Annotated in this window: 17 protein-coding genes; 11 read left to right on the top strand and 6 right to left on the bottom strand. The window is 57.9% G+C overall.

The window, feature by feature from the left end; all coding sequences use genetic code 11:
- Positions 1–2: 2 nt before the first annotated feature.
- The 7 genes from GWR55_RS04910 to GWR55_RS04880 are packed head-to-tail and all read left to right on the top strand — an operon-like array spanning position 3 to position 7,279.
- The gene (locus tag GWR55_RS04910) at positions 3–782 is read left to right on the top strand and encodes a flagellar biosynthetic protein FliR (RefSeq protein WP_162401257.1); all 780 of its coding nucleotides are present in this window, start codon (positions 3–5) and stop codon (positions 780–782) included.
- Positions 779–1,921 (top strand): flagellar biosynthesis protein FlhB, encoded by a 1,143-nt coding sequence (locus tag GWR55_RS04905; protein ID WP_162401256.1) that lies wholly within the window; start codon positions 779–781, stop codon positions 1,919–1,921. Before GWR55_RS04910 ends, GWR55_RS04905 begins: the two co-directional genes overlap by 4 nt.
- Positions 1,918–4,026: a flagellar biosynthesis protein FlhA gene (gene flhA / locus GWR55_RS04900; RefSeq protein WP_162401255.1), complete on the top strand. Its 2,109-nt coding sequence runs from the start codon at positions 1,918–1,920 to the stop codon at positions 4,024–4,026. Before GWR55_RS04905 ends, flhA begins: the two co-directional genes overlap by 4 nt.
- 39 nt (positions 4,027–4,065) lie before the next feature.
- Entirely contained in the window at positions 4,066–5,004 is a 939-nt protein-coding gene (locus tag GWR55_RS04895) for a sigma-70 family RNA polymerase sigma factor (RefSeq protein WP_162401254.1), read from the top strand.
- Positions 5,004–6,002, top strand: coding sequence for a flagellar motor switch protein FliM (locus tag GWR55_RS04890; RefSeq protein ID WP_162401253.1), 999 nt, complete (start codon positions 5,004–5,006; stop codon positions 6,000–6,002). The genes GWR55_RS04895 and GWR55_RS04890 overlap by 1 nt, the downstream gene beginning before the upstream one ends.
- 9 nt (positions 6,003–6,011) lie before the next feature.
- Positions 6,012–6,320, top strand: coding sequence for a FliM/FliN family flagellar motor switch protein (locus GWR55_RS04885; RefSeq protein ID WP_162401252.1), 309 nt, complete (start codon positions 6,012–6,014; stop codon positions 6,318–6,320).
- Positions 6,308–7,279, top strand: coding sequence for a hypothetical protein (locus GWR55_RS04880; protein ID WP_162401251.1), 972 nt, complete (start codon positions 6,308–6,310; stop codon positions 7,277–7,279). The genes GWR55_RS04885 and GWR55_RS04880 overlap by 13 nt, the downstream gene beginning before the upstream one ends.
- Before the next feature lie 81 nt (positions 7,280–7,360).
- Here the strand turns inward: GWR55_RS04880 and GWR55_RS04875 are convergent, their stop codons facing one another.
- The 5 genes from GWR55_RS04875 to truA form a co-directional block, all read right to left on the bottom strand.
- A complete protein-coding gene (locus tag GWR55_RS04875) occupies positions 7,361–7,777 on the bottom strand; it encodes a peptidoglycan-binding protein (RefSeq protein WP_162401250.1) in 417 nt (138 codons plus the stop codon).
- A 200-nt stretch (positions 7,778–7,977) separates the two neighbouring features.
- Entirely contained in the window at positions 7,978–9,627 is a 1,650-nt protein-coding gene (locus GWR55_RS04870; protein ID WP_162401249.1) for a trypsin-like peptidase domain-containing protein, read from the bottom strand.
- Positions 9,628–9,800: 173 nt separating this feature from the next.
- Positions 9,801–10,754: a DMT family transporter gene (locus tag GWR55_RS04865; protein WP_162401248.1), complete on the bottom strand. Its 954-nt coding sequence runs from the start codon at positions 10,752–10,754 to the stop codon at positions 9,801–9,803.
- Between the two features lie 38 nt (positions 10,755–10,792).
- Positions 10,793–12,058, bottom strand: coding sequence for a M20/M25/M40 family metallo-hydrolase (locus GWR55_RS04860; protein WP_162401247.1), 1,266 nt, complete (start codon positions 12,056–12,058; stop codon positions 10,793–10,795).
- Between the two features lie 15 nt (positions 12,059–12,073).
- The gene (gene truA, locus GWR55_RS04855) at positions 12,074–12,877 is read right to left on the bottom strand and encodes a tRNA pseudouridine(38-40) synthase TruA (protein WP_162401246.1); all 804 of its coding nucleotides are present in this window, start codon (positions 12,875–12,877) and stop codon (positions 12,074–12,076) included.
- 391 nt (positions 12,878–13,268) lie between these two features.
- On the opposite strand from truA, the gene GWR55_RS04850 reads away from it, so the two are divergent.
- The 3 genes from GWR55_RS04850 to GWR55_RS04840 all read left to right on the top strand — a co-directional run bounded on the left by GWR55_RS04850 (position 13,269) and on the right by GWR55_RS04840 (position 18,515).
- The gene (locus GWR55_RS04850) at positions 13,269–15,419 is read left to right on the top strand and encodes a TolC family protein (RefSeq protein WP_238398650.1); all 2,151 of its coding nucleotides are present in this window, start codon (positions 13,269–13,271) and stop codon (positions 15,417–15,419) included.
- 107 nt (positions 15,420–15,526) lie between these two features.
- Positions 15,527–17,677: a thioredoxin domain-containing protein gene (locus tag GWR55_RS04845; protein WP_162401245.1), complete on the top strand. Its 2,151-nt coding sequence runs from the start codon at positions 15,527–15,529 to the stop codon at positions 17,675–17,677.
- Between the two features lie 25 nt (positions 17,678–17,702).
- Positions 17,703–18,515: an AIM24 family protein gene (locus GWR55_RS04840; RefSeq protein ID WP_370521359.1), complete on the top strand. Its 813-nt coding sequence runs from the start codon at positions 17,703–17,705 to the stop codon at positions 18,513–18,515.
- An 18-nt stretch (positions 18,516–18,533) separates the two neighbouring features.
- On the opposite strand, the gene GWR55_RS04835 is transcribed toward GWR55_RS04840, so the two are convergent.
- Positions 18,534–18,794, bottom strand: coding sequence for a hypothetical protein (locus GWR55_RS04835; RefSeq protein ID WP_162401244.1), 261 nt, complete (start codon positions 18,792–18,794; stop codon positions 18,534–18,536).
- Between the two features lie 271 nt (positions 18,795–19,065).
- Between GWR55_RS04835 and GWR55_RS04830 the strand changes: the two genes are divergently transcribed.
- A complete protein-coding gene (locus GWR55_RS04830) occupies positions 19,066–19,857 on the top strand; it encodes an ABC transporter ATP-binding protein (protein ID WP_162401243.1) in 792 nt (263 codons plus the stop codon).
- Positions 19,858–19,862: the final 5 nt, after the last annotated feature.

The raw sequence follows: 19,862 nt of genomic DNA, 5'->3' as shown, positions 1-19,862 counted from the left end.
CGATGACCGATCTAAGTTTTCCGATCCGTGATTGGCCGCAATTTCTTGCCGTGGCGCTTCTGGTGATGATTCGTGTCAGCGGCCTGATGGTCTTCGCCCCTGTCTTTTCGTCAGCTGCCATCGCTCCTCGGATTAAAGCAGGATTCGTCTTTGCTGTGACGATTCTGGTTGCACCCGCTGTGGCGGTGGTGCCCGACGCGCGGCCATCTCTGGACATGATGGCCGTGTTGGGAGAGATTGGCGTGGGACTTGTCTTCGGAGTTTCTTTGATGATGCTCAACGAGGCTCTCCTGTTTGCAGGAACCCTGCTGGGGATGCAGTTCAGCTTCTCGCTGGTGAATCTGCTCGATCCGAACTCGAAGATCGAGACGCCCGTCCTCGGACAGCTGCTTGGCTGGCTGGGCACGCTGGTTCTGATCGGCGCCGGCCTCGACAGAACGATGTTGGCTGCCATGGTGCGCAGTTTTCGCACGGTCCCGGTGGGCCATGCCTTTATTCAGGCAAGGACGGGCGCAGCGCTTGCCGCGATGGCCGGAGGAATCTTCCTGGCCGGCCTGCAGCTCGCGGCTCCCGTGATTGCCGCGGCCATGATCGTCGAGATCACGGTGGCGCTCGTCGGCCGAATGGCTCCGCAGCTTCCAGCCATGGTACTTGGAATTCCGCTGAAGACACTGATCTCGTTCGGCGTCCTTGTAGCCAGCCTTGCGGTTTGGCCGGGATGGATTGAAGGCCACTTTACCGCATTGCTTGATGCTGCGGGAAAGCTGATAGGGAACGCATGAGCGGCGAAGCGACAGAGAAGGCGACTCCACAACGCAAGAAGAAGGCTCTCGATAAAGGAGACGGCGTCCACAGCCGCGAGCTGTTGTCGTCGATGGCCATGCTTGGGGGAGTGTTGATGATCGGAGCGACATCTCACGGATTCACTGGCGCCTGGGGCCAGGTCTATCTTGCCAGTCTGCGGTCGGCGACGATTGGTGAAACAGGCGGGGAGCGCCAGTGGATCGAGTCGTTGCGCCACATGATTCAGCCTGCATGGTTGCCGATCGGCTTGATCTTGATGGCAAGCTTCGGAAGTGCGTTGATGGCAGGCATCGCGCAGAACGGCGGCCTCAGGATCTACCCGGTCACGCTGCAGCTGAAGTTTTCCCGTGTCAATCCGTGGGAAAACTTAAAGAATCTCTTCAGCCTTCGGCAGGTGATGCGGCTGGTGAAGTCCCTCCTTCCAGCGACTGTCATGGTGGCACTCGGGTGGAAGACTCTCGGCCGGAATATGTTGTCGATGCCCGCACTGAGCATGGTCCGTCTGCCGTCGACCTTCGCTGGAGCATATGACCTTGCGCTCGACGCCGCATGGATCATGCTCGCCTGGTCTGCCCTGGACTATGCCATTGAATGGAGAAGCTGGAACCAGCGGCTGAAGATGAGCAAGCAGGAGATCCGCGAGGAGCTGAAGGACTCGATGGGTAATCCCGAGATCAAAGGGAAGATTCGTCAGATTCAGCATGCGATGCGGAGACGCAAGGTGAAAGCCGATATGTCCAGGGCAAGCGTAGTGATTACCAATCCCACGCATTACGCCGTTGCGCTGGAGTTCAGCTTTGAGACGATGCAGGCTCCCGTTGTGCTGGCCAAAGGACGTGACCTGTCCGCTGCGGAGATCCGTGAAGAGGCCAAGTGGGCTGGCATTCCCATCGTTGAAAATCCGCCGCTTGCCAGAAGTCTTTACCGCATGGCGGAGCCCGGCCAGTCTATTCCGTTTGAACTTTATTCCGCTGTGGCGGGAATCCTTGCCTATCTCTATCGGCAAAAGGTGGAGGAGCGTGTGCGACGGCAGCGACAGGCGGAGTCGAACCGGACCATGATCGGCTACACGCCTGCGATGGTCTCTGGAATGCGTGGTGTTGGAGGTGGAATGTGAGTGCAAAGAAGACAGGGGCTGGCTCCTGGTCTCCTGCAAAGTTACAAGCTTATCTGCTGCCGGTAGCAGCAATCAGCGTCGTCTTCGTGATGCTGATTCCTATACCGAGCTTTGTTCTGGACCTGCTGCTCGCTCTCTCGATCACGGCCTCAGTGATCGTGTTTCTGACAGCGGTGCAGGTGCGGCGGGCGGTAGACTTTTCCGTCTTTCCCACACTGCTGCTTTTGCTCACACTGTTCCGGCTCTCGCTGAACCTGGCGTCGAGCCGCCGGATTCTTCTGCATGGACACGAGGGAACCGCTGCCGCGGGTTCGGTGATTGAGGCATTTGGACAGTTCGTCGTTGGCGGAAACTATGTCGTCGGCTTCGTGTTGTTCCTGGCGTTGATCGCGATTCAATTTCTGGTCGTCAGCCACGGAGCCGTGCGCACGGCCGAGGTTACCGCCCGGTTCACACTGGATGCTCTTCCCGGCAAACAGATGGCGATCGATGCAGACATGAACGCCGGTCTGATCGACGAGCAGCAGGCCCGCAAGCGCCGGCAGGCAATTGCTCGCGAGGCCGAGTTCTATGGAGCGATGGACGGTGCGGCGCGCTTCAACCAGCGCGATTCGATGGCCACGATCCTGATTACGGTGATCAACATCGTTGCGGGCTTGTTGATCGGTGTCGTTCAGCACGGCGCGGATGTCGCCACTGCGGTAAAGACCTATACCATTCTTACCGTTGGAGACGGCCTGGTCACGATGATCCCCAGCCTGCTTGTCTCGGTCGCCGGTGGCATGGTTCTTACGCGAGCTTCTTCATCCGGTGCTCTCGATCAGGAGCTGGGCGCCCAGCTCCTGAAGGGAAGGAATACGCTGTGGATTGCGTGCGGCGTACTGATTGCGCTTGCACTCGTTCCCGGGCTCCCCAAGCTTGCATTCGTGTTGATGGCTGCGGGCGTGGCGCTGCTGGCACGCAAGCTGCCCGCTACTCAGCCTGAGGCGACAGCTGCAGAGATCGAAGCAGCAGCGACAGGAACGGCAAAGGGCGTGGAGGCCGCGGCAGGCGAGAATCTTGCTTCGCTCCTTAAGATTGATGAGCTGACCTTGGAGATAGGCTTTCAGCTAATTCCGCTGGTCGACGAGAAGCAGGGCGGGCAGATGCTGAACAGGGTTCGTGCGCTTCGCCGGCATCTGGCAACGGAACTCGGCTTCATCGTTCCTTCGGTCCACATTACGGACAATCTGCGGCTCAAGCCGCGGGAGTATGTCGTAAACCTCCGCGGAGTAGAGGTTGCGCGCTGGCAGACGGAGCAGAACTGTCTTCTGGCGGTGAATGCAGATCCCAAGGCCCGGCCGCTTCCCGGCGTCGAGACAAGGGAACCGGCGTTTGGGGTTAACGCGCGCTGGATTCAGCCTGGTTTAGAAGAGCAGGCGCTCGCAGCGGGCTACTCCGTGGTCGATCAGACGACGGTGATCGGAACGCATCTGGGAGAACTGATTCGCCGGCACGCACACGAGCTTCTGGGACGCCAGGAGGTCAAGCGTCTTTTGGACAGCATGAGTGAAAGTCATCCGAAGCTGGTCGAAGAGCTTGTGCCTAAGTTGCTCGCGCTTGGAGAGGTTCAGCGTGTCCTGCAGCAATTGCTGCGCGAACAGGTGTCGATACGTGACTTGGGTACGATTCTCGAGGCGCTGGTCGAGGCTGCGCAGCAATCCAAAAATCTGGTTCACCTGGTCGAGGCTGTACGTCAGATGCTGGGTCGGGGACTCGTGCATCCGCTGCTCGATAGCGATGGCGGACTGAAGGTTCTGATGCTCGATCAGAGAATCGAGAACGAACTCATAGGCACGTTCGATCCGCAGGGGGCCAATCTATTGCTTGGTGATGGCGCGCGCTCCGGAGGAATGCCTGCGGATTTTCTGCGGAGCCTTGTGGATTCTGTGAAACGGCTAATCGGAGCTTCCTCCGGTTCGGCCCTTCCCGTGCTCCTATGTCCGAGTCCGGCGCGATATCACGTCCGGCGCTGGCTGGAGCCATTCCTCCCTAAGGTGACCGTTCTCTCCCCCGTGGAGATTCCTCCCGAGATACGGGTGAAGAGTATCGGCACTGTTGGGTAGCAGCCGAATGAGGAAGTGAGTTGAGCGATGGAGGTGGAGATGAGTGCAGCACGGTCGATTTCAGTGAATCTGATGGAACCAGGCGTGTGCAGGCCAGAGTGGCTTGGTGAAGAGAACGAGGAGGCGAAGGCGATGCCTGCAAGCAAGTCTTTCACCGCAGAGAAGACCGGTGCAGGGCAGAAGAGTGAGAGCGATACCGCTGCGACCGAACGAGACATGCTCCTGATGGAGCACCTTCCAGCGGTCCGGTACATTGCCCGCCGCATTCATGAACGCCTGCCGCAGCACGTGGATCTCGATGATCTTGTATCCGCAGGTGTTGTGGGACTGATCGATGCGCTCTCCAAGTTCGATCACAGCAAGAAGGTGCAGTTCAAAAGCTACGCCCAGTTCCGGATTCGCGGAGCCATCCTGGATTCACTGCGCACGCTCGATTGGAGTCCCCGCGAGCTAAGGAGGAAGGGAAGAGCCGTGGAAGAAGCCATTCGCGCGCTCACGCAACGTCTGCACCGCGCCCCTACGGAGCAGGAGATTGCCGCAGAGATGAAGCTATCGCTGGCGGAGTATCAGCAGCTGCTCGGCGATCTCAAAGGATTGGAGATTGGCAGCCTGCACATTGAGCGCTCTGAGGACTCAGGGGATGAGGAGCTGGCTTACATTCCAGGCTCGCCGGAGGACGATCCGCTGTTTCGGTGTCTCAAGGGCGAGATGAAACAGCGCCTGGCGGATGCGATTGAAGATCTGCCCGAGAAAGAGCGGATGGTGCTTACCCTCTACTACTACGAGGAGCTGACGATGCGCGAGATCGGTCTGACGCTGGGAGTGGTTGAATCGCGCGTCTCGCAGATTCACTCGTCGGCAGTACTGCGGCTGCGTAGCGCGCTCGCAGGGCTGCGTCCAGCTGACTCCATCAAAACGACAAAGTCGGCCGTAGGTAGGAGTTTGAAACAGAAGAGTAACTTCTCCAGGAGCAGGTAATGGAAAAGAAACTTGGGCAGGAAGATATTGATGCATTATTTGCCGCAGCCAATGCCTCTGCGAAGGCTGACAAGGTTGAGGTAGAGAAAGGTCCGGAGAAGTATCTGTTCAGCCAGGCAGGCCAGATCAGCAACGATCAGATGAGGGCCATCACCACCGTAAACGACCTCTTCGCGAGGAACCTGATGCACTCGATGGGGACCTGGCTGCGAATGTCGTTTCGAGTAAAGCTTGTGGCCGGCGAACAACTCCCCTTCAGCGAGTTTCTTGAGCGGTTGTCGGCCATGGCTTATATCTGCTCTTTACGTTTGGAGCCGCTGGGAGCCGTTGGCTTGCTGGAGCTGGACCTCGCGCTGGTAGCTCCCATCGTTGATGTCCTGCTTGGAGGAGTCGGGCGTGCTGCAAACAGGCGAGAACCTACCGATATCGAAGAGGCGATCATGCGATCGGTGATCGAGATGATAGTTCAGGAGCTGACGCTTGCCTGGCAGTCAGTAGGACTGGAGTTTGCTTTCGAAAAGCGCGAGACCGAGGCACAGGCAGCGAGGACGATGACGCTTGGCGAAAAAACTTTATGTGTCAGCTTCGAGGTGAGAATGCCGGAGATGCAGGGGGTCGTGAATCTCTGTCTTCCAGCGGTTGTTCTCAATGCAATTCTTCGGAGATTGATCTCTGAGGGCGACCGGCCCAGGCGAAGGTCCAGGGAATCAGCAGCAAGGATGCGAGAGTTGATTGCTGGCTCGCGTGTGGAGGTACAGCTTCAGCTTCCCGCCATACGTTTGCGCGCCAGCCAGATCCATTCTCTTGAAACAGGCAGTGTGCTTCGGCTTCCGATTGCCCGCCACGAGCCGTCGGATCTGATCGTTGGTGGACTGCACATGGGCAAGGCTCGCGCCGTGCGTACAGGAGAGCATCGCGGAGCAAAGCTGGAGACACCTCTGTACACCCCAATGATTGAGACTCCCGCTGGCCCCATGGGAGGCCAGCGAGCGAATTAAGGAGAGCCGATGGAAGAAAACATAACCGGAAGTCCAAATCAAGGACCAGATTCAAAACTGGACCTGCTCTATGACATCGATCTCGATGCGACCATCCGCTTCGGAACGCGTGAGATGGCGCTGCATGAGGTTCTGGAGCTTGGGCCGGGAACGGTGCTTGAACTGGATCGACACGTCAATGAGCCTGTCGATCTCGTTGTCGGCGACAGAATCGTGGCCCGTGGCGAAGTGGTGGTGGTGAGCGGCAACTTCGCGTTGCGGGTGACAGAGGTGGCGACGCCGCAACTGCGGCTGGAGAGTATACGATGCTTTTTCTAGGAAAGAAGACAGCAGTCGATCTAAACCTTTCACAGCTTCCTTCCCTGGACAATCCGCTTGCCTGGGATGAGGATCGATACCATCCTTCAGGGTCTTCCCGCGACGCGGTCGATGGGAAGCAGGCGCGTCGCACCTGTGCCAGCCTGGAATGCACGTCATCCTGGGTCGCCCCGTGGAGAAGCCGGAGGCGGCCGATCTTCGAGGACCGGTGGGGGTGCAGCGGGCGCTGCGTTCTCAGCTTCGTGCGTGCGGCTGTCCGGCGCGAGGCGGCTAAATACGCCAGCAATCTCTCGGCTCCGCACAGGCACCGTGTGCCGCTTGGATTGCTGTTGCTTGCCCAGGGCTGGATCACGCATGCACAACTGCAATACGCGCTCGATCTTCAGCGGCATAACGGCGGCCGGATCGGAGAGATCCTGGTCGCCGAATGTGGGTTGGAAGCGGAGAAGGTAACTCGCGGTCTCAGTCTGCAGTGGGGAGCTCCTATTCTTGGCAGTCATGGATTTTCTGCCGGAGAGATGGCTCTGGTGATGCCCGAGATCCTGATCGATCAGCTTGGCATGCTTCCTGTGCGAGTTGCCGGCTCGCGCATCCTTTATGTGGGTTTCGAAGATCACCTGGACGCTTCCATTGCGTTGGTCCTGGAGCAGATGACTGGCTTGAAGGTCGAGACGGGTCTGATGCCGACAGAAGAGTATAGATCGGCATGTACCCTTTTACATGCGAAGAATGGAGTCGAGGTAAAGCAGGAATCCTTCAGGGAGCACGACGCGATGGCGGCGAGGATTACAGCTGTTCTGGAGCAGAAGCAGCCGGTGGGATCCCGCCTCGTGCGGGTAGGGCGCTTTTACTGGTTGAGGCTGTGGCTGGAAGCCTCAGCAATCGGAAGGCAGGGAATGCTGCCTTCGACAGCGGAAGACATGCTTGATTACATCTTCACCGTCGATCGGACAACATAGGAAAGATGAAAGTCAAACGCCTTTGCGATCTATGGTCGCAAGGGCGTTTGACTTTGAGCTGAATTGGATGGGAAGAGAATATTAGCGCTGCGAAAGATCACCCATTTGGGAAGAGCTCTCAGCTACGGTCTGTGGAGTCGAAGAGACGGTGTCTGCGGCGCTGTTCGAGCTGGTCTGGTTGGGACCGAGTCCGAGCTTGATGATAGCGCGCGAATCGGGCATCAGCTTCGTCTGCCAACCATTATCGGACTGGTACTTCTGCATGGCGGTCTCTGTCGTCGAATCCCAGTGGCCACTTACCTCTGTCATATAGCCCGACCGAACAAGGGCCTGCTGAATCTGCGTTGCTCGTGAATCATCGATGGTGCGCTGCCCTTTTGCCTTAGCGACGACCTTCGTGTGCTTTGCAGGGGTGTGATGTTTGCGACTCTTCGCGACGCAGGGGGTGACAGTGGTTGCAAGAACGAGAGTGAAACTTAGGAGTCGGCCTGGCCGCATGAAGAAAAAACCTCGCGCTACAGTGTGTGAGGGCAGAGTACCGTGCAATTCTGCCGAACTCTTTGCGGTAGGGTATCGTTGCCGGCTCGCAGAATGCAAGGAAAAGATTCCCATAAAAATGCATGTTTCCCAAAGGGGAAACATGCAGGACATTAATCCTTTGCGGGACCGGGAGATCCCGCAAAGGACCAGGTGATGTCTTATGGAAGCGTTCCTCCCACGTAGGAGTTGCCGCTGTCCTTTCGTAGAGGCGAATGGATGACGAACACCACGTCATCCTTGGATTTGAGGCCGGAGACGATGCTTCTGTATGACGCTTCGTCTGTTACAGCCTTCTTGTTGATCTCGGTGATGATTGCTCCCTTGCCAAGCCCGATCTCGTCTGCGAACGAGCCTGGACGCACGCTCATCACGATGACGCCACGGCTGATGCCGGTCTTCTGCGCTACCGAGGCCGGAATGGCCGCTACCGTGATGCCCAGCTTCGTCTGTCCGGCATCGGACTCCTGCGGGGAGTTATCGTCATCACCGTTGTCACCCATCAGGTCCGCATAGGTCTTGGCGCGATCCCCGATGGTGACGTCTGCCGTACCCTGCTTGCCATCACGGAGATACCCCAGCTTGACGGTGCTCCCAACCTTCCGTCCCGAGATGTCGTTCACCAGATCGTCGCCGTCCTTAATCTGGCGGCCGTCGATGGAGACAATGACGTCACCCGGCTTGATGCCAGCCTTGGCCGCCCCGCCGTTCGGCGTCACGGTGGAAACGATAATCCCGTTCTTGAAACCGTAGATACGGCCAACTGCAGAACTGGTTGAAGACTGGAAGCTGATGCCGATAGAGCCGCGCACGACCTTGTGTTCCGGTCCGATCAACATGTTGTAGACGTTTGCGATGATGTTGGACGGCATCGCAAATCCCACACCCTGCGATCCCATCGACTGGGTATAGATCGCAGTGTTCATTCCAATGACCTCGCCATCCATATTGACTAGTGGACCGCCGGAGTTACCGGGGTTGATGGCGGCATCCGTCTGGATGAAGCGCTGGAACTGGGATTGCGAAATCCCTGAAGGCGATGGTTCATCGATGGAGCGGTTCTTGGCCGAGACGATACCGGCCGAGACTGTCTGCGAAAGGCCAAACGGGCTGCCAATCGCCAGAACCCAGTCTCCGACCTGCGCTCCGTCAGAATTTCCGAGCTTTATGGTCGGGAGAGGTTTGTCTGACTCGATCTTGATGACAGCGATATCGGTGTCCTTGTCGGTTCCGATTATCTTTGCGGGACGGCCCTCGGAGTCCGGCCCGTTATTAGGATCGGTCGAAAGCCGGACGTAGATTTTGTCAGCTTTATCCACAACATGGTTGTTCGTGATGATGTAACCGCGGGGGTCGACGATGAACCCTGACCCAAGAGCTCTCCGTTCAGCTCCCATCATGCCATCGCCATCATCGCCTCCACCAGGATTCCCGAAGAAGCGATTGAAGAAATCCTGCATATCGTTCTGCTGATCGTCATCATCACCCGGTGTCCCCCTCTGAGGTCCGCGACGGCCACGCCGATTGTCGAGTTGTTTCGGCAGAGATTCGGTATTGATGTTAACGACAGCAGGCCCCACCTGCTTGGCGATCTGAGAAAAGCCATTCGAAAGCGTCTTCGCTGCCGGAATGGTCAGCGGCTTCGCGTCAGAGCTGTCAGGCGCCTGCTCTTTGCCGCTGACACCGCCGGTAATGACCGAGCCCACCAGGATGCCGGCCGAAAGCGTGGCCAGAAGGGCGAAGGTCGTCGTAAGGCGATGGCTGCGCGTGCGTTCGAACCAGCTCTTGAACTTTCTTGTCGGTGTATCCATTAAGAAATCAGACCTCTTTCGTTTGCTTCCTTGTCTGTCAACTGGAGCACGACAGACCAAGTTTTAAGTATAGTCCCCGGGCGTGATGGGGTAGGCCGCGGAATTAGCTTGAGCGGCTCATTCCCCGTAATTAGACGCGAAGGAGAGGCAAATGTTGCCGCGGCTGGCGGAAGTTAGTATTGCACGGAATCAGAAGGATGCTCTGAGATGGGGTGCGGGTGCGGGATGAGTTCTGTCAGGAGGATGCCTGCAAGAATCAGCAGAGCGCCAGTCAGGGAACGCGCACTCAGTCTCTCCCCGAGAAAGAGGAACGATGTCAGCCAGGCGAAGACAGGTTCGAGGGTAAGAAGGAGTGCCGTATGGGTGGGCGGAAGATGCTGCTGCGCCCAGCTTTGAATCGTGAAAGCTGCCGCTGTGGCCAGAAGCGCAGTCACAAGCAGCGCAACGATAAGCCGTGGAGTGACATTCAGGTAGACTGTGCCTCCGAGTGGAAGCGTAAGCACCATCAACAAAGCTGCAAAGGCAATTTGGAGCGTTGCCAGTTGAGGAATGGGAATCTTGGTGGATGTGTGTGCCAGCGCGAGCAGATGGCCGGCAAAGGCAATGGCGCACAGCAGTGTAAGAAGATCCCCGGTGCCGATTGAGCTGAAGAGATTTCCCCATCTGGTTGCTGCAGGAGTGGTAAGGAGCACAAGCCCACCAAAGGCAAGCAGCGCTCCTGCAAGAGAGGACGCTTGCGGAACAGGCGCTGATGCGGGCCTCAGGGAGGGAATCATCGTCAGGAGGGGCACAAATACGACCACCGTCCCGGTGATGAAGGCAGATTTAACCGCCGTGGTCCGCGCAAGTCCCGATGTCTGGAATTGATAGCCCGCCGCTAGAAATATCCCGACGATGGCGCCTGCCAAGAGGCCATGACGAGTAACCGCACGCAGGTGCCGTCGATTGATGAAGGCGAGGGCAACTGCCGCCAGGGCCATCCGCAAGAGATTGAAGAGAAGGGGCGAAACATCCTGAAGCGCGTCCTTAATAAGGACGAACGTAGCGCCCCAGATGAGTACCACAGCCAGGAGCAAAAGATGGGCGATTGTGGATGGGCTCAGGCGCTGCAACTCTGCTCTGGACATGGCGAAGGAAGCTTCACTACGAACAAAATTCTAAAGTCTCAGTCGGCCGCAGCGCGGCTCTCCTGCTTCGAAGCCTCATCTGCGAGCTGCGGAGCTATCTGTGTAACCGCAAGAAGCAGGAGTAACAGGCGGCGCAGAGCCATCTCCCGCCCTGCCGGGTCATACCACTCCTCAAGAGTGTGGATATTGCCGCCAGTACCGCCAGTACCGATCGCCAGCGCAGGAATCCCCAGCGAGAAAGGGAGATTGGCGTCTGTCGATCCCAGGCGCAGCTCGGTTCGAAGAGAGAAGTGCCGGTCGACGCCACGCAGCGCCGCGAGAAGAGCCGAGTCATCAGGAAGGTGACCCGCAGGCCGCTCTCCAACCGGCTTTATCTCGAGACTTACTGCCGGGTAGAGCGATTCGAAGGGAGCGACCGATGCGGTCAGAATGCGCCGAATCTGCAGCGAGGCGTTTCGCAGGATATGGGCGTCGCTCGATCGAAGCTCCAGCAGTGCGCTTGCCGAGGCCGGAATCGAGTTGACGGACGTGCCGCCAGCGATGTGCCCCACATTCAGAGTCGTGAGGGGTGAAGAGGGCAGAGGCAGCTCGGAGATCGCCGTGAGCGCGCGACTGAGCAGAAGAATCGGGTTGGGGGTCCCGGCATCCGACCAGGAGTGCCCTCCCGGGCCATGGATCGTGCAGCGGAAGCGAAGACTTCCCAGGGCACGGGTAACCACAGCGGTTCCACTGCCTTCGAGAGCCAGGGCGGCCGCTATCCGATTTTTGTAGGGACCTTCCAGAAAGAGATGGCGCATGCCGCGAAGATCACCCTCACCCTCCTCCCCAACGTTGGCGGCGAACAGGATGGTGGATGGTGGGTTGACCTTCGCGTAACGCAACGCCGCGGCCATCGCCAGCAGTGCAGAAAGTCCAGCGGCGTTATCGCATACCCCGGGGCCATGAATGCGTGAATCGTCGTCTGTCTCCAGGGGATCGCACAATGTTCCGGCAGGAAAGACGGTATCGAGGTGAGCCGAGATTAGGATGATCGGGCTGTTTTCCGCCGAACCATCCTCGGGCGCAAACTCAGCCAGTGCGTTTCCTTCCGGGTCAAGATGTACATTCGTCAACCCGAGCGTCTGAAAGCGCTCGATAAACCATGCGGCGCGGGCATGTTCCCCAAAGGGAGGAGCGGGAATCCGTACCATCTCAAGCAGCCATCGTCGAAGTTGCGGCTGGTGCAGATGGAGCCAGTGGAAGGCACGATGTACCGCGGTGAGCGTTGCGAGGCGGTTGATACGCAGGTAGGAGGAGTCCGTCATCCGTTTCCTTGAAGGTTAGCGCGATTCCCGTGGAAAACAGTAATCGACTTCCAGGAGAAAGAGACCCTGAGGTGGCGCGGTTGGACCGGCAGCAGGCCGCGCGCGGGCGGCGAGAATGCCTGGCAGCGCATCCGGCGATGTCCTGCCTCGGCCAACATCTACCAAGGTTCCTACAAGATTGCGCACCATATGGTGAAGGAATCCGGAGCCTGTTACCCGATAGATCAGGAGGCTCTCCTCCCGGTGCCAGCTTGAGGCGAAGATGGTCCGGACAGAGGATTTCTCCTGCGTCTCAAGCGAATCTTCCGTTTCGTTGGCCTGCCGGGTGGCAAGGTCAGGCGTAGCGGCTGCGAACGAGGTAAAGTCGTGCGTTCCGATAACATGCTGGGCGGCTTCCTGCATCCTTTCCATATCCAGCGGCCATGTGCAGTTCCACACGAACCGGGCGAGTGTCGGCGGACAGATTGCGTGCGTGGAAATGCGGTATTCATAGATCTTGCGGCCGGCGCTGTGCCGCGCGTGAAAATCCGGTGGAACGGCCTCGGCGTTGAGAATACGAATGCTGGGGGGAAGCAGGTTATTGAGAGCGCGCTGAAGGTTTGGTCCTGGAATTGGCGATTTCAAGGAGAAAGACGCAACCTGCCCAAGCGCATGAACCCCTGTATCGGTTCGTCCCGAACCCTGTGGAAGAATAGTCTCCCCAGTGATGTGGCGGATTGCCTCGGCAAGAACCCCCTGGACGGTTGGCAATCCCGGCTGAATCTGCCAGCCATGATAGGGGCTTCCGTCATAGACAATGGTGAGCTTCCAGTGTGACATGCGACCACTTGCACGGTAACACGGCCCGGCCAGGCATGTGACAGAGGAAAGTCTTCCGGCAGGGAGCGCTGCGCATAATTCCATGGGGTTGATATACTTACCGGGTCACAAGCCCGAAAAACAGTCAAGCGCCGGAACGAAAGCCAGTCCGAGTACGTATCAGAAGCCAGTTACAGCTTTGGAGAATTTGTGGCGAACGGTACCGGAAGGATCATCATCTTTAAGAGTCCTTGGCGTGGTGCTGTGCGTCTTTAGTAAGACACTGAAAGTACAGACGACTTGCTCCGGCGGTGATTGTGACGGAGCCGATATTGGTAATTGCATTCCCGGTGAACTCCCGAGTGCAGGGGAGTCCCCGGCCAGATTCAAAGGGAAGGTTGGAGATCGCATCGTGAGACTAAGGGATATGCAGGCAGCAGCAAGTATAAGTCTGCTGCTGATGAGCGTAAGCACACCGCCGGTAATGGCCCAGCAGGCAACACCGCAGCCTCAGCCGCCGACCCAGAATCAGACGCAGACCCAGACAAACCCGACCTCTCCGGCGCCACAGCAGGCGGTTGTGACCGATACGACTGGGACTCCCGGGCTGCCCCAGGCTCCTCAGCCGAAGCCGACCGAGCCGCTCTATCTGCGCGACACAGGAGTGGACTATACCAAGCCCAGGAGTCACTTCTGGAATCCCATCGCACCCTACACGTCGATTACCGTGCCGCAGGTGCGTCTGGGCAACACGCCACAGTTGGCTCAGCTGCTGCGTGACGGAAAGATTTATCTCAGCCTCTCCGACGCTGTCACACTCGCGTTGGAAAACAACTACGACATCGAGATCGCAAGGATCAACCTGGATATCGCGGATACCGACATTTTGCGGACCAAGGCGGGCGGTACTCTACGAGGTGTCTCGACCGGCCTGGTGACGAACACCATTGGTGGCACGACCTCCACCATTGCAGGCGGCGGCGGACCGGGTGGAACATCGAGCGGAGTCGGTGGCGGAGCTGCTGGAGCTACGGGTATTGTTCTCAGCACGAACGGCGGCGGTCCGCTTCCTACGAATCTGGATCCTACATTTACGGGAAACCTGCAATACGAATCTCAGAACACTCAGCAGACCAACACCCTGATTACCGGCACCGACACCCTTAAGCAGAACACCGGAACTTACAACTTCGGTTATCAGCAGGGGTTTCTGACTGGAACGCAGCTCAACTTCACCTTCAACAATTCACGGACGACGACAAACAGCGTTCGTTCGTCCTATAGCCCGCAGTTGAACTCTCAGTTCCAGCTTCGGGTGACGCAGCATCTGTTGCAGGGCTTTGGATGGGGCCTGAACGGTCGCCTTATTCTTCAAGCGAAGAACGACCGCCGTATCACAGATTCTGCTTTCCGTGCACAGCTGTTGTACACCGTGTCCCAGGTTGAAAACATCTACTGGGGTCTGGTAAGCGCCTATGAAGATGAGCAGGCGAAGGAGCGCGCACTGGCGCAGTCCACGCAGTTGACGGCCGACAACCGCCGACAGCTCGAGATCGGAACGTTGGCTCCGCTCGACGTAGTGAACTCCGATGCTGCAGTGGCAGCGGACAAGCAGGCTCTGGTCGCCTCGCAGACCAATCTTGAGTACCAGCAGCTTTTGATGAAGCAGGCGATTGCGCGTAACCTGAACGATCCTCAGCTCTCGAATGCCCCTGTGATTCCGACGGATCGTGTGAGTCTGGATCGTCTACCTGAGGAAGATACTCCGGTTGAGGATCTCGTACGCCAAGCCTACGCTAACAATCCTCAGATTGAGCAGGCCAGCCTGAATATGAAGAACAATGAGATCACCATCAAGGCGCTTAAGAATGGATTGCTTCCCACAGTGGATGCGTATGCCTTTTATGGTGGCTCTGCTCTTGGCGGCTCGCAGAATCCGGCTTTGCAGTGCGATTTCGCTGGAACGCCCTGCCCTCCGGGTTCATACCCAACGCGAGGCCTGAATGATGTCTTCTCAAATACCTTCAATGGCAGGTATCCGGATCAGGCAGTTGGAGTCAACATCACCATCCCTCTGCGCAATCGCATTGCGCAGGCCGACCAGGCACGCTCGCAGATGGAATATCGCCAGTCGCAGATGCGCCTGCAGCAGCTCTACACGCAGGTTCGCATCAACGTTATCAACGGCCAGTATGCTTTGACCAACGATCGCGCCCAGGTACAGTCCGCGCAGGCTGCCCGGGACTATGCAGTCCAGAGCCTGGAAGCCGAGCAGAAGAAGTACAGGCTGGGGGCTTCGACGACGGCACTGGTCCTCCAGCAGCAGCGTAATCTGGCTACAGCGGATAACACGTTGATCTCTGCAACCGCCGCCTATGCAAAGGATCGCGTGGCGCTGGGTCAGCTGCTGTCGAACCTGCTGGATAAATACGGTGTCAACATCGTCGACGCCGCGACCGGAAACATTTCGCATCCTCCGGCGATTCCGGGTCTCACGGCGCCAAAGCCGCAGGAGACGCCGAAGCCTCTCACAACGACCCCTCCAGCGGCTCCCCAGAACTAGGATTGCTTGCTGCAACGATGGAAAGGCCCGTAGACTCCGGGCCTTTTCCTTTTTCTGTGATCCTATGAGCGTCGGCACGACCGTGTAGGCTGCACTACACTGGGAGGATGAGTGAAAGCAACAACACCGCGACAGAAAACGCCCTGAAGAATTCCTCTTCCGCATATCTCAGGTCGGCGATGCATCAGCCCGTGCAGTGGCATGAGTGGGGAGACGAAGCATTTGCGCGCGCCCAGGAGGAAGATAAGCCCATCCTCCTTGATATTGGCGCTGTCTGGTGTCACTGGTGTCATGTCATGGACCGGGAGTCCTACGAACATCCAGCAATTGCTGAACTGATCAACAAGCACTTTATTGCGATCAAGGTCGACCGCGACGAGCGCCCGGATGTGGATACGCGCTATCAGGCGGCCGTTTCGGCGATCAGCGGACAAGGCGGCTGGCCGCTCACAGGATTTCTGACTCCGGATGGAAGACCCTTCTTTGGAGGGACGTATTTCCCACCGGAGGATCGTCATGGACGACCCGGCTTTCCACGAGTCCTGATGACGATGATCGAGGCGTTCCAGCAGAAACGCGATGATGTCAACGACTCTGCTGCGGGAGTCATGGCGGCCATCGAACATAACGAGTCCTTTATGGGGAAAGCGGGAAATCCCGGCCCCGAACTTGTAGCCAAGCTCGTCGATGCAGGGCTTAAGCAGTTCGATCCGCGTTCCGGAGGATTCGGTTCTCAGCCAAAGTTTCCGCACTCCGGCGCGATTGACCTGCTGCTCGACGCCGCCTCGCGCGTCTCTCCGGCGACCTCTCCCGAACAGTCGGAGAGAGCGCGGACGGCCGCATTGGTCACCCTGCAAAAAATGTCGCGCGGAGGCATCTACGATCATCTGGCCGGGGGCTTTCATCGCTACTCTGTCGATGAGCATTGGATCGTGCCTCACTTTGAAAAGATGGCGTACGACAACAGCGAGTTGTTGAAGAACTACGTCCACGCCTATCAGACCTTCGTCGAGCCGGAGTGCGCACGCGTAGCACGCGACATTATCCGGTGGATGGATGAATGGTTGACCGATCGCGAGCAGGGCGGCTTCTACTCTTCGCAGGATGCGGATTTCTCCCTTGATGACGACGGTGATTACTTTACCTGGACCAGGGAGGAAGCCTCAGCCGTGCTGACGCCTGAGGAGCTGACGATCGCCGCAGACTTCTACGATATCGGCGAGATCGGTGACATGCACCACAACCCGCAGAAGAATGTACTGCATGTCCGAGACTCTCTCGATCAGCTTGCCGTGAAGCATGGGATCGCTCTGGAGCGCGCCAGTGCGTTGCTGCTCTCTGCGAAGGAAAAGCTGTATGCCGCGAGGCTGAAGCGTCCGACGCCTTATATTGACAAGACGATGTATGTCGGCTGGAACGCGATGTGCATCTCGGCCTATCTTGTAGCCGGTCGCGTGCTGCATCTCCCCGAAACCAGCGAGTTTGCTCTCAAATCGCTGGATCGCGTGCTTAAAGCCACGTGGAATCCTGAACATGGATTGGCTCATGTGCTTGTCTATGGAGAAGGTGTTCCGGGAAAGCGGGTTCCGGGGACGCTTGAAGACTACGCCGCGCTGGCCAATGCCGCGCTGGACGCGTGGGAGGCCACCGGAGAGCATCGCTACTATGAAGCAGCACAGGGCATCGCCGATACTCTGATCGCTCGTTTCTACGATATGGTCGGAGGCGCTTTCTTTGATACGGAGAGCACATCCGGCAACAAAATCGGCGCACTTTCGGTCCGCAGAAAGCCCTTGCAGGATTCACCCACTCCTGCCGGCAACTCAGTTGCCGCAATGCTTCTGGTGCGTCTCGAGGCGCTCAATCAGCGTGATGACTACGCTGCAAAAGCACTTGAGACAGTTGAAACGTTTGCCGGGATCGTCGAGCACTTCGGCCTCTATGCGGCGAGTTACGGTCTTGCCCTGCAGAGGATGGTGAAGGGGCCCGTGCAGGTATGCATTATCGGTGAAGACGGCCCTGCAACAGAGCTGGAAACTGCCGCACTGGCTCGTTACGCTGTAAACAAGAGCGTGATCCGTCTGCGGAGAACGCAGCTTCAGAGCCTTCCTCCTTCGCTGGCGGAGACGATTCCACATCTTCCCGGTATCAAAGACGCATCGGCAAATGCACTGGCGGTCGTCTGTACAGGAAGAGGGTGCCTACCTCCCGTTCACACAACCGAAGAATTAATGGAGCAATTGAACCAGACGCTGTAAAAACGGTATAGCAGAGATCTGTTGGATGGCTGACTTTGCGAAGGCGCTGACCTATCCCGGCCAGCATCACGGGAGACTCGATATGGAGCACAGAATCGTCGGCACCACGATGCCGGTCCTTGAGTTTGCACTCGACCACAACGATGCGGTTATCTCCGAGGCGGGAGAACTCTCCTGGATGAGCCAGTCGATCCAGATGACCACTCATACCCAGCATGCCGGCGGTGGCGGTTTTCTGGGCGCGATCAAGCGGGTTGCTGGGGGTGGAACGCTATTTATGACCGAGTACCGCGCTTATGGCGCGCCCGGCACGGTCGCCTTTGCCACTCGTGTTCCCGGTCACATCGTTCCGGTGGAGGTTGCTCAGGGCCACGAGTACATGGTCCACCGTCACGGCTTCCTCTGTGCCACGTCTGGAATTGTTCTCGGAGCAGGGTTCCAGCAATCGCTTGGCGCTGGAATCTTCGGCGGAGATGGCTTCCTCCTCCAAAAGGTCGCGGGACAGGGACTGGCATGGCTCGAGCTCTCAGGCGAGGTGATCGTCAAAGATCTCGCTCCCGGCGAGACCCTGCGCGTTCATCCCGGACATGTAGGCGCCTTTCATGCCAATGTCTCCTTTCAGATTCAGCGTATTCCCGGCATCCGCAACCTCATCTTCGGAGGCGACGGTATCTTTCTCGCCGTACTTACCGGTCCTGGCCGCGTCTGGCTGCAGACGCTTCCCATCCAGCGCCTGGCCAACCAGCTTCAGGAGTACATGAAGGTCGAGCGCGCTGAGCAGAATACAGAATCTGGTGTTATCGGCGGTGTTATCGGCTCGGTCCTCAAGGGCCTTTAGCATAGCGAAGCAAGAGGGTCACGAACCTTTCTGGATTCGATCCTCCTGCTCCTTGTTCCAGCATCCATCCACGGACCATGAGTTGTACCGCCGCAGGAACAACAGGGCAGAAAAGACAAGTGCATACATCAGCTGCGTACCGGCCGCGGCCCAGTTCTGCACCATCGCTGATCCGAACGTGAGCACCAGCATCAGCAGAGAGGATGCAATCAAAGCCCATCGCGTCTTCAGTCCGATCAACAGCAGCAGGCCGATCAATCCTTCGACCGGAGGTAGCACAGGAACCGAAGATGCGAACCAGAGGAACGGGCAGCGGAGACTGAGCAAACTGTTCGGTCAAGTGTGCTGCGAATCCCTCCGATCCAGCCAGCAGACGACTCACACCGTGCATCAGCAGATTCATTCCAGCCACGGCACGCAGCAGGGCGTAAGCGATCTTTTCGTCACTGTTCGATGTGTTGAATCTCATTTTTCTCCGATCCTGCTGATAATGCTATTCATTCGATGCATGATGCTCGATAACGTCACCCGAGGACGTTATCGTTAGACGATGCACTCACAAAGATCCGAGCCTTTCCTGCAGCTTTCCCATGTGAACGTTGCCCGTGGCGAGAACGTCGTCCTTCACGACGTCAATCTGTCGGTGAACGCCGGTGAGCATATCGCCATTCTTGGCCCGAACGGCTGCGGAAAGTCGACCCTGATCAAGACCATCACCTGTGAGTGCTATCCCATCGTTCAGCCGGAGACCGAGGTCAGCATCTTCGGTCGCAGCCGCTGGGACCTGACGGAACTCAAGAAGCGCCTCGGTGTCGTCTCGACGGAGCTTCCCGGCAAACAGACGCTTACGACGACGGGACGCGACGCTGTCCTCACGGGCTTCTTCTCCAGCTCGACATTGTGGCCCAATCTGACTGTCACCAATGAAATGCTCACCCGCGCCGACGAAGTACTCGCTCTCATCGACGCAGAACCGTTCCGCGACAAGCTCGTGGGGCATATGTCTGCCGGTCAGCAGCGGCGCATTATGATCGGCCGCGCGCTGGTGGCCTCTTCGCAGATGCTCCTGCTTGATGAGCCGTCGAATGCACTCGATATTGCCGCCCAGCAGGAGCTCCGCAGCCTGATGAGGCGTCTGGCGCAGCAGGGAACTGGAATCCTTCTGATCACGCATCACGTCTCCGATATCATCCCCGAGATCGACCGCATCCTGATGATGAAAGATGGCCGCATCATTGCAGATGGACCGAAATCCAAACTGCTGACCGCGCCCGCGCTCAGCGATCTCTTCCGCACCGAAGTCCACCTCACGGAGAAGGATGGCTTTCACCACGCCTGGTGAGCGGG

Origin of the sequence: Edaphobacter sp. 12200R-103 (assembly GCF_010093025.1) — a bacterium.
GTDB lineage: Bacteria > Acidobacteriota > Terriglobia > Terriglobales > Acidobacteriaceae > Edaphobacter.
Note: the sequence above shows the minus strand (reverse complement) of the source record. Positions and strands in the feature narration are given on the sequence as shown.

Bases quoted from the DNA above. Each gene is read 5' to 3' on its own strand.
- GWR55_RS04910 (WP_162401257.1), top strand. From the start codon at position 3: ATGACCGATCTAAGTTTTCCGATCCGTGATTGGCCGCAATTTCTTGCC.
- GWR55_RS04905 (WP_162401256.1), top strand. From the start codon at position 779: ATGAGCGGCGAAGCGACAGAGAAGGCGACTCCACAACGCAAGAAGAAG.
- GWR55_RS04895 (WP_162401254.1), top strand. From the start codon at position 4,066: ATGAGTGCAGCACGGTCGATTTCAGTGAATCTGATGGAACCAGGCGTG.
- GWR55_RS04890 (WP_162401253.1), top strand. From the start codon at position 5,004: ATGGAAAAGAAACTTGGGCAGGAAGATATTGATGCATTATTTGCCGCA.
- GWR55_RS04885 (WP_162401252.1), top strand. From the start codon at position 6,012: ATGGAAGAAAACATAACCGGAAGTCCAAATCAAGGACCAGATTCAAAA.
- GWR55_RS04880 (WP_162401251.1), top strand. From the start codon at position 6,308: ATGCTTTTTCTAGGAAAGAAGACAGCAGTCGATCTAAACCTTTCACAG.
- GWR55_RS04875 (WP_162401250.1), bottom strand. From the start codon at position 7,777: ATGCGGCCAGGCCGACTCCTAAGTTTCACTCTCGTTCTTGCAACCACT.
- GWR55_RS04870 (WP_162401249.1), bottom strand. From the start codon at position 9,627: ATGGATACACCGACAAGAAAGTTCAAGAGCTGGTTCGAACGCACGCGC.
- GWR55_RS04865 (WP_162401248.1), bottom strand. From the start codon at position 10,754: ATGTCCAGAGCAGAGTTGCAGCGCCTGAGCCCATCCACAATCGCCCAT.
- GWR55_RS04860 (WP_162401247.1), bottom strand. From the start codon at position 12,058: ATGACGGACTCCTCCTACCTGCGTATCAACCGCCTCGCAACGCTCACC.
- truA (WP_162401246.1), bottom strand. From the start codon at position 12,877: ATGTCACACTGGAAGCTCACCATTGTCTATGACGGAAGCCCCTATCAT.
- GWR55_RS04845 (WP_162401245.1), top strand. From the start codon at position 15,527: ATGAGTGAAAGCAACAACACCGCGACAGAAAACGCCCTGAAGAATTCC.
- GWR55_RS04840 (WP_370521359.1), top strand. From the start codon at position 17,703: ATGGCTGACTTTGCGAAGGCGCTGACCTATCCCGGCCAGCATCACGGG.
- GWR55_RS04830 (WP_162401243.1), top strand. From the start codon at position 19,066: ATGCACTCACAAAGATCCGAGCCTTTCCTGCAGCTTTCCCATGTGAAC.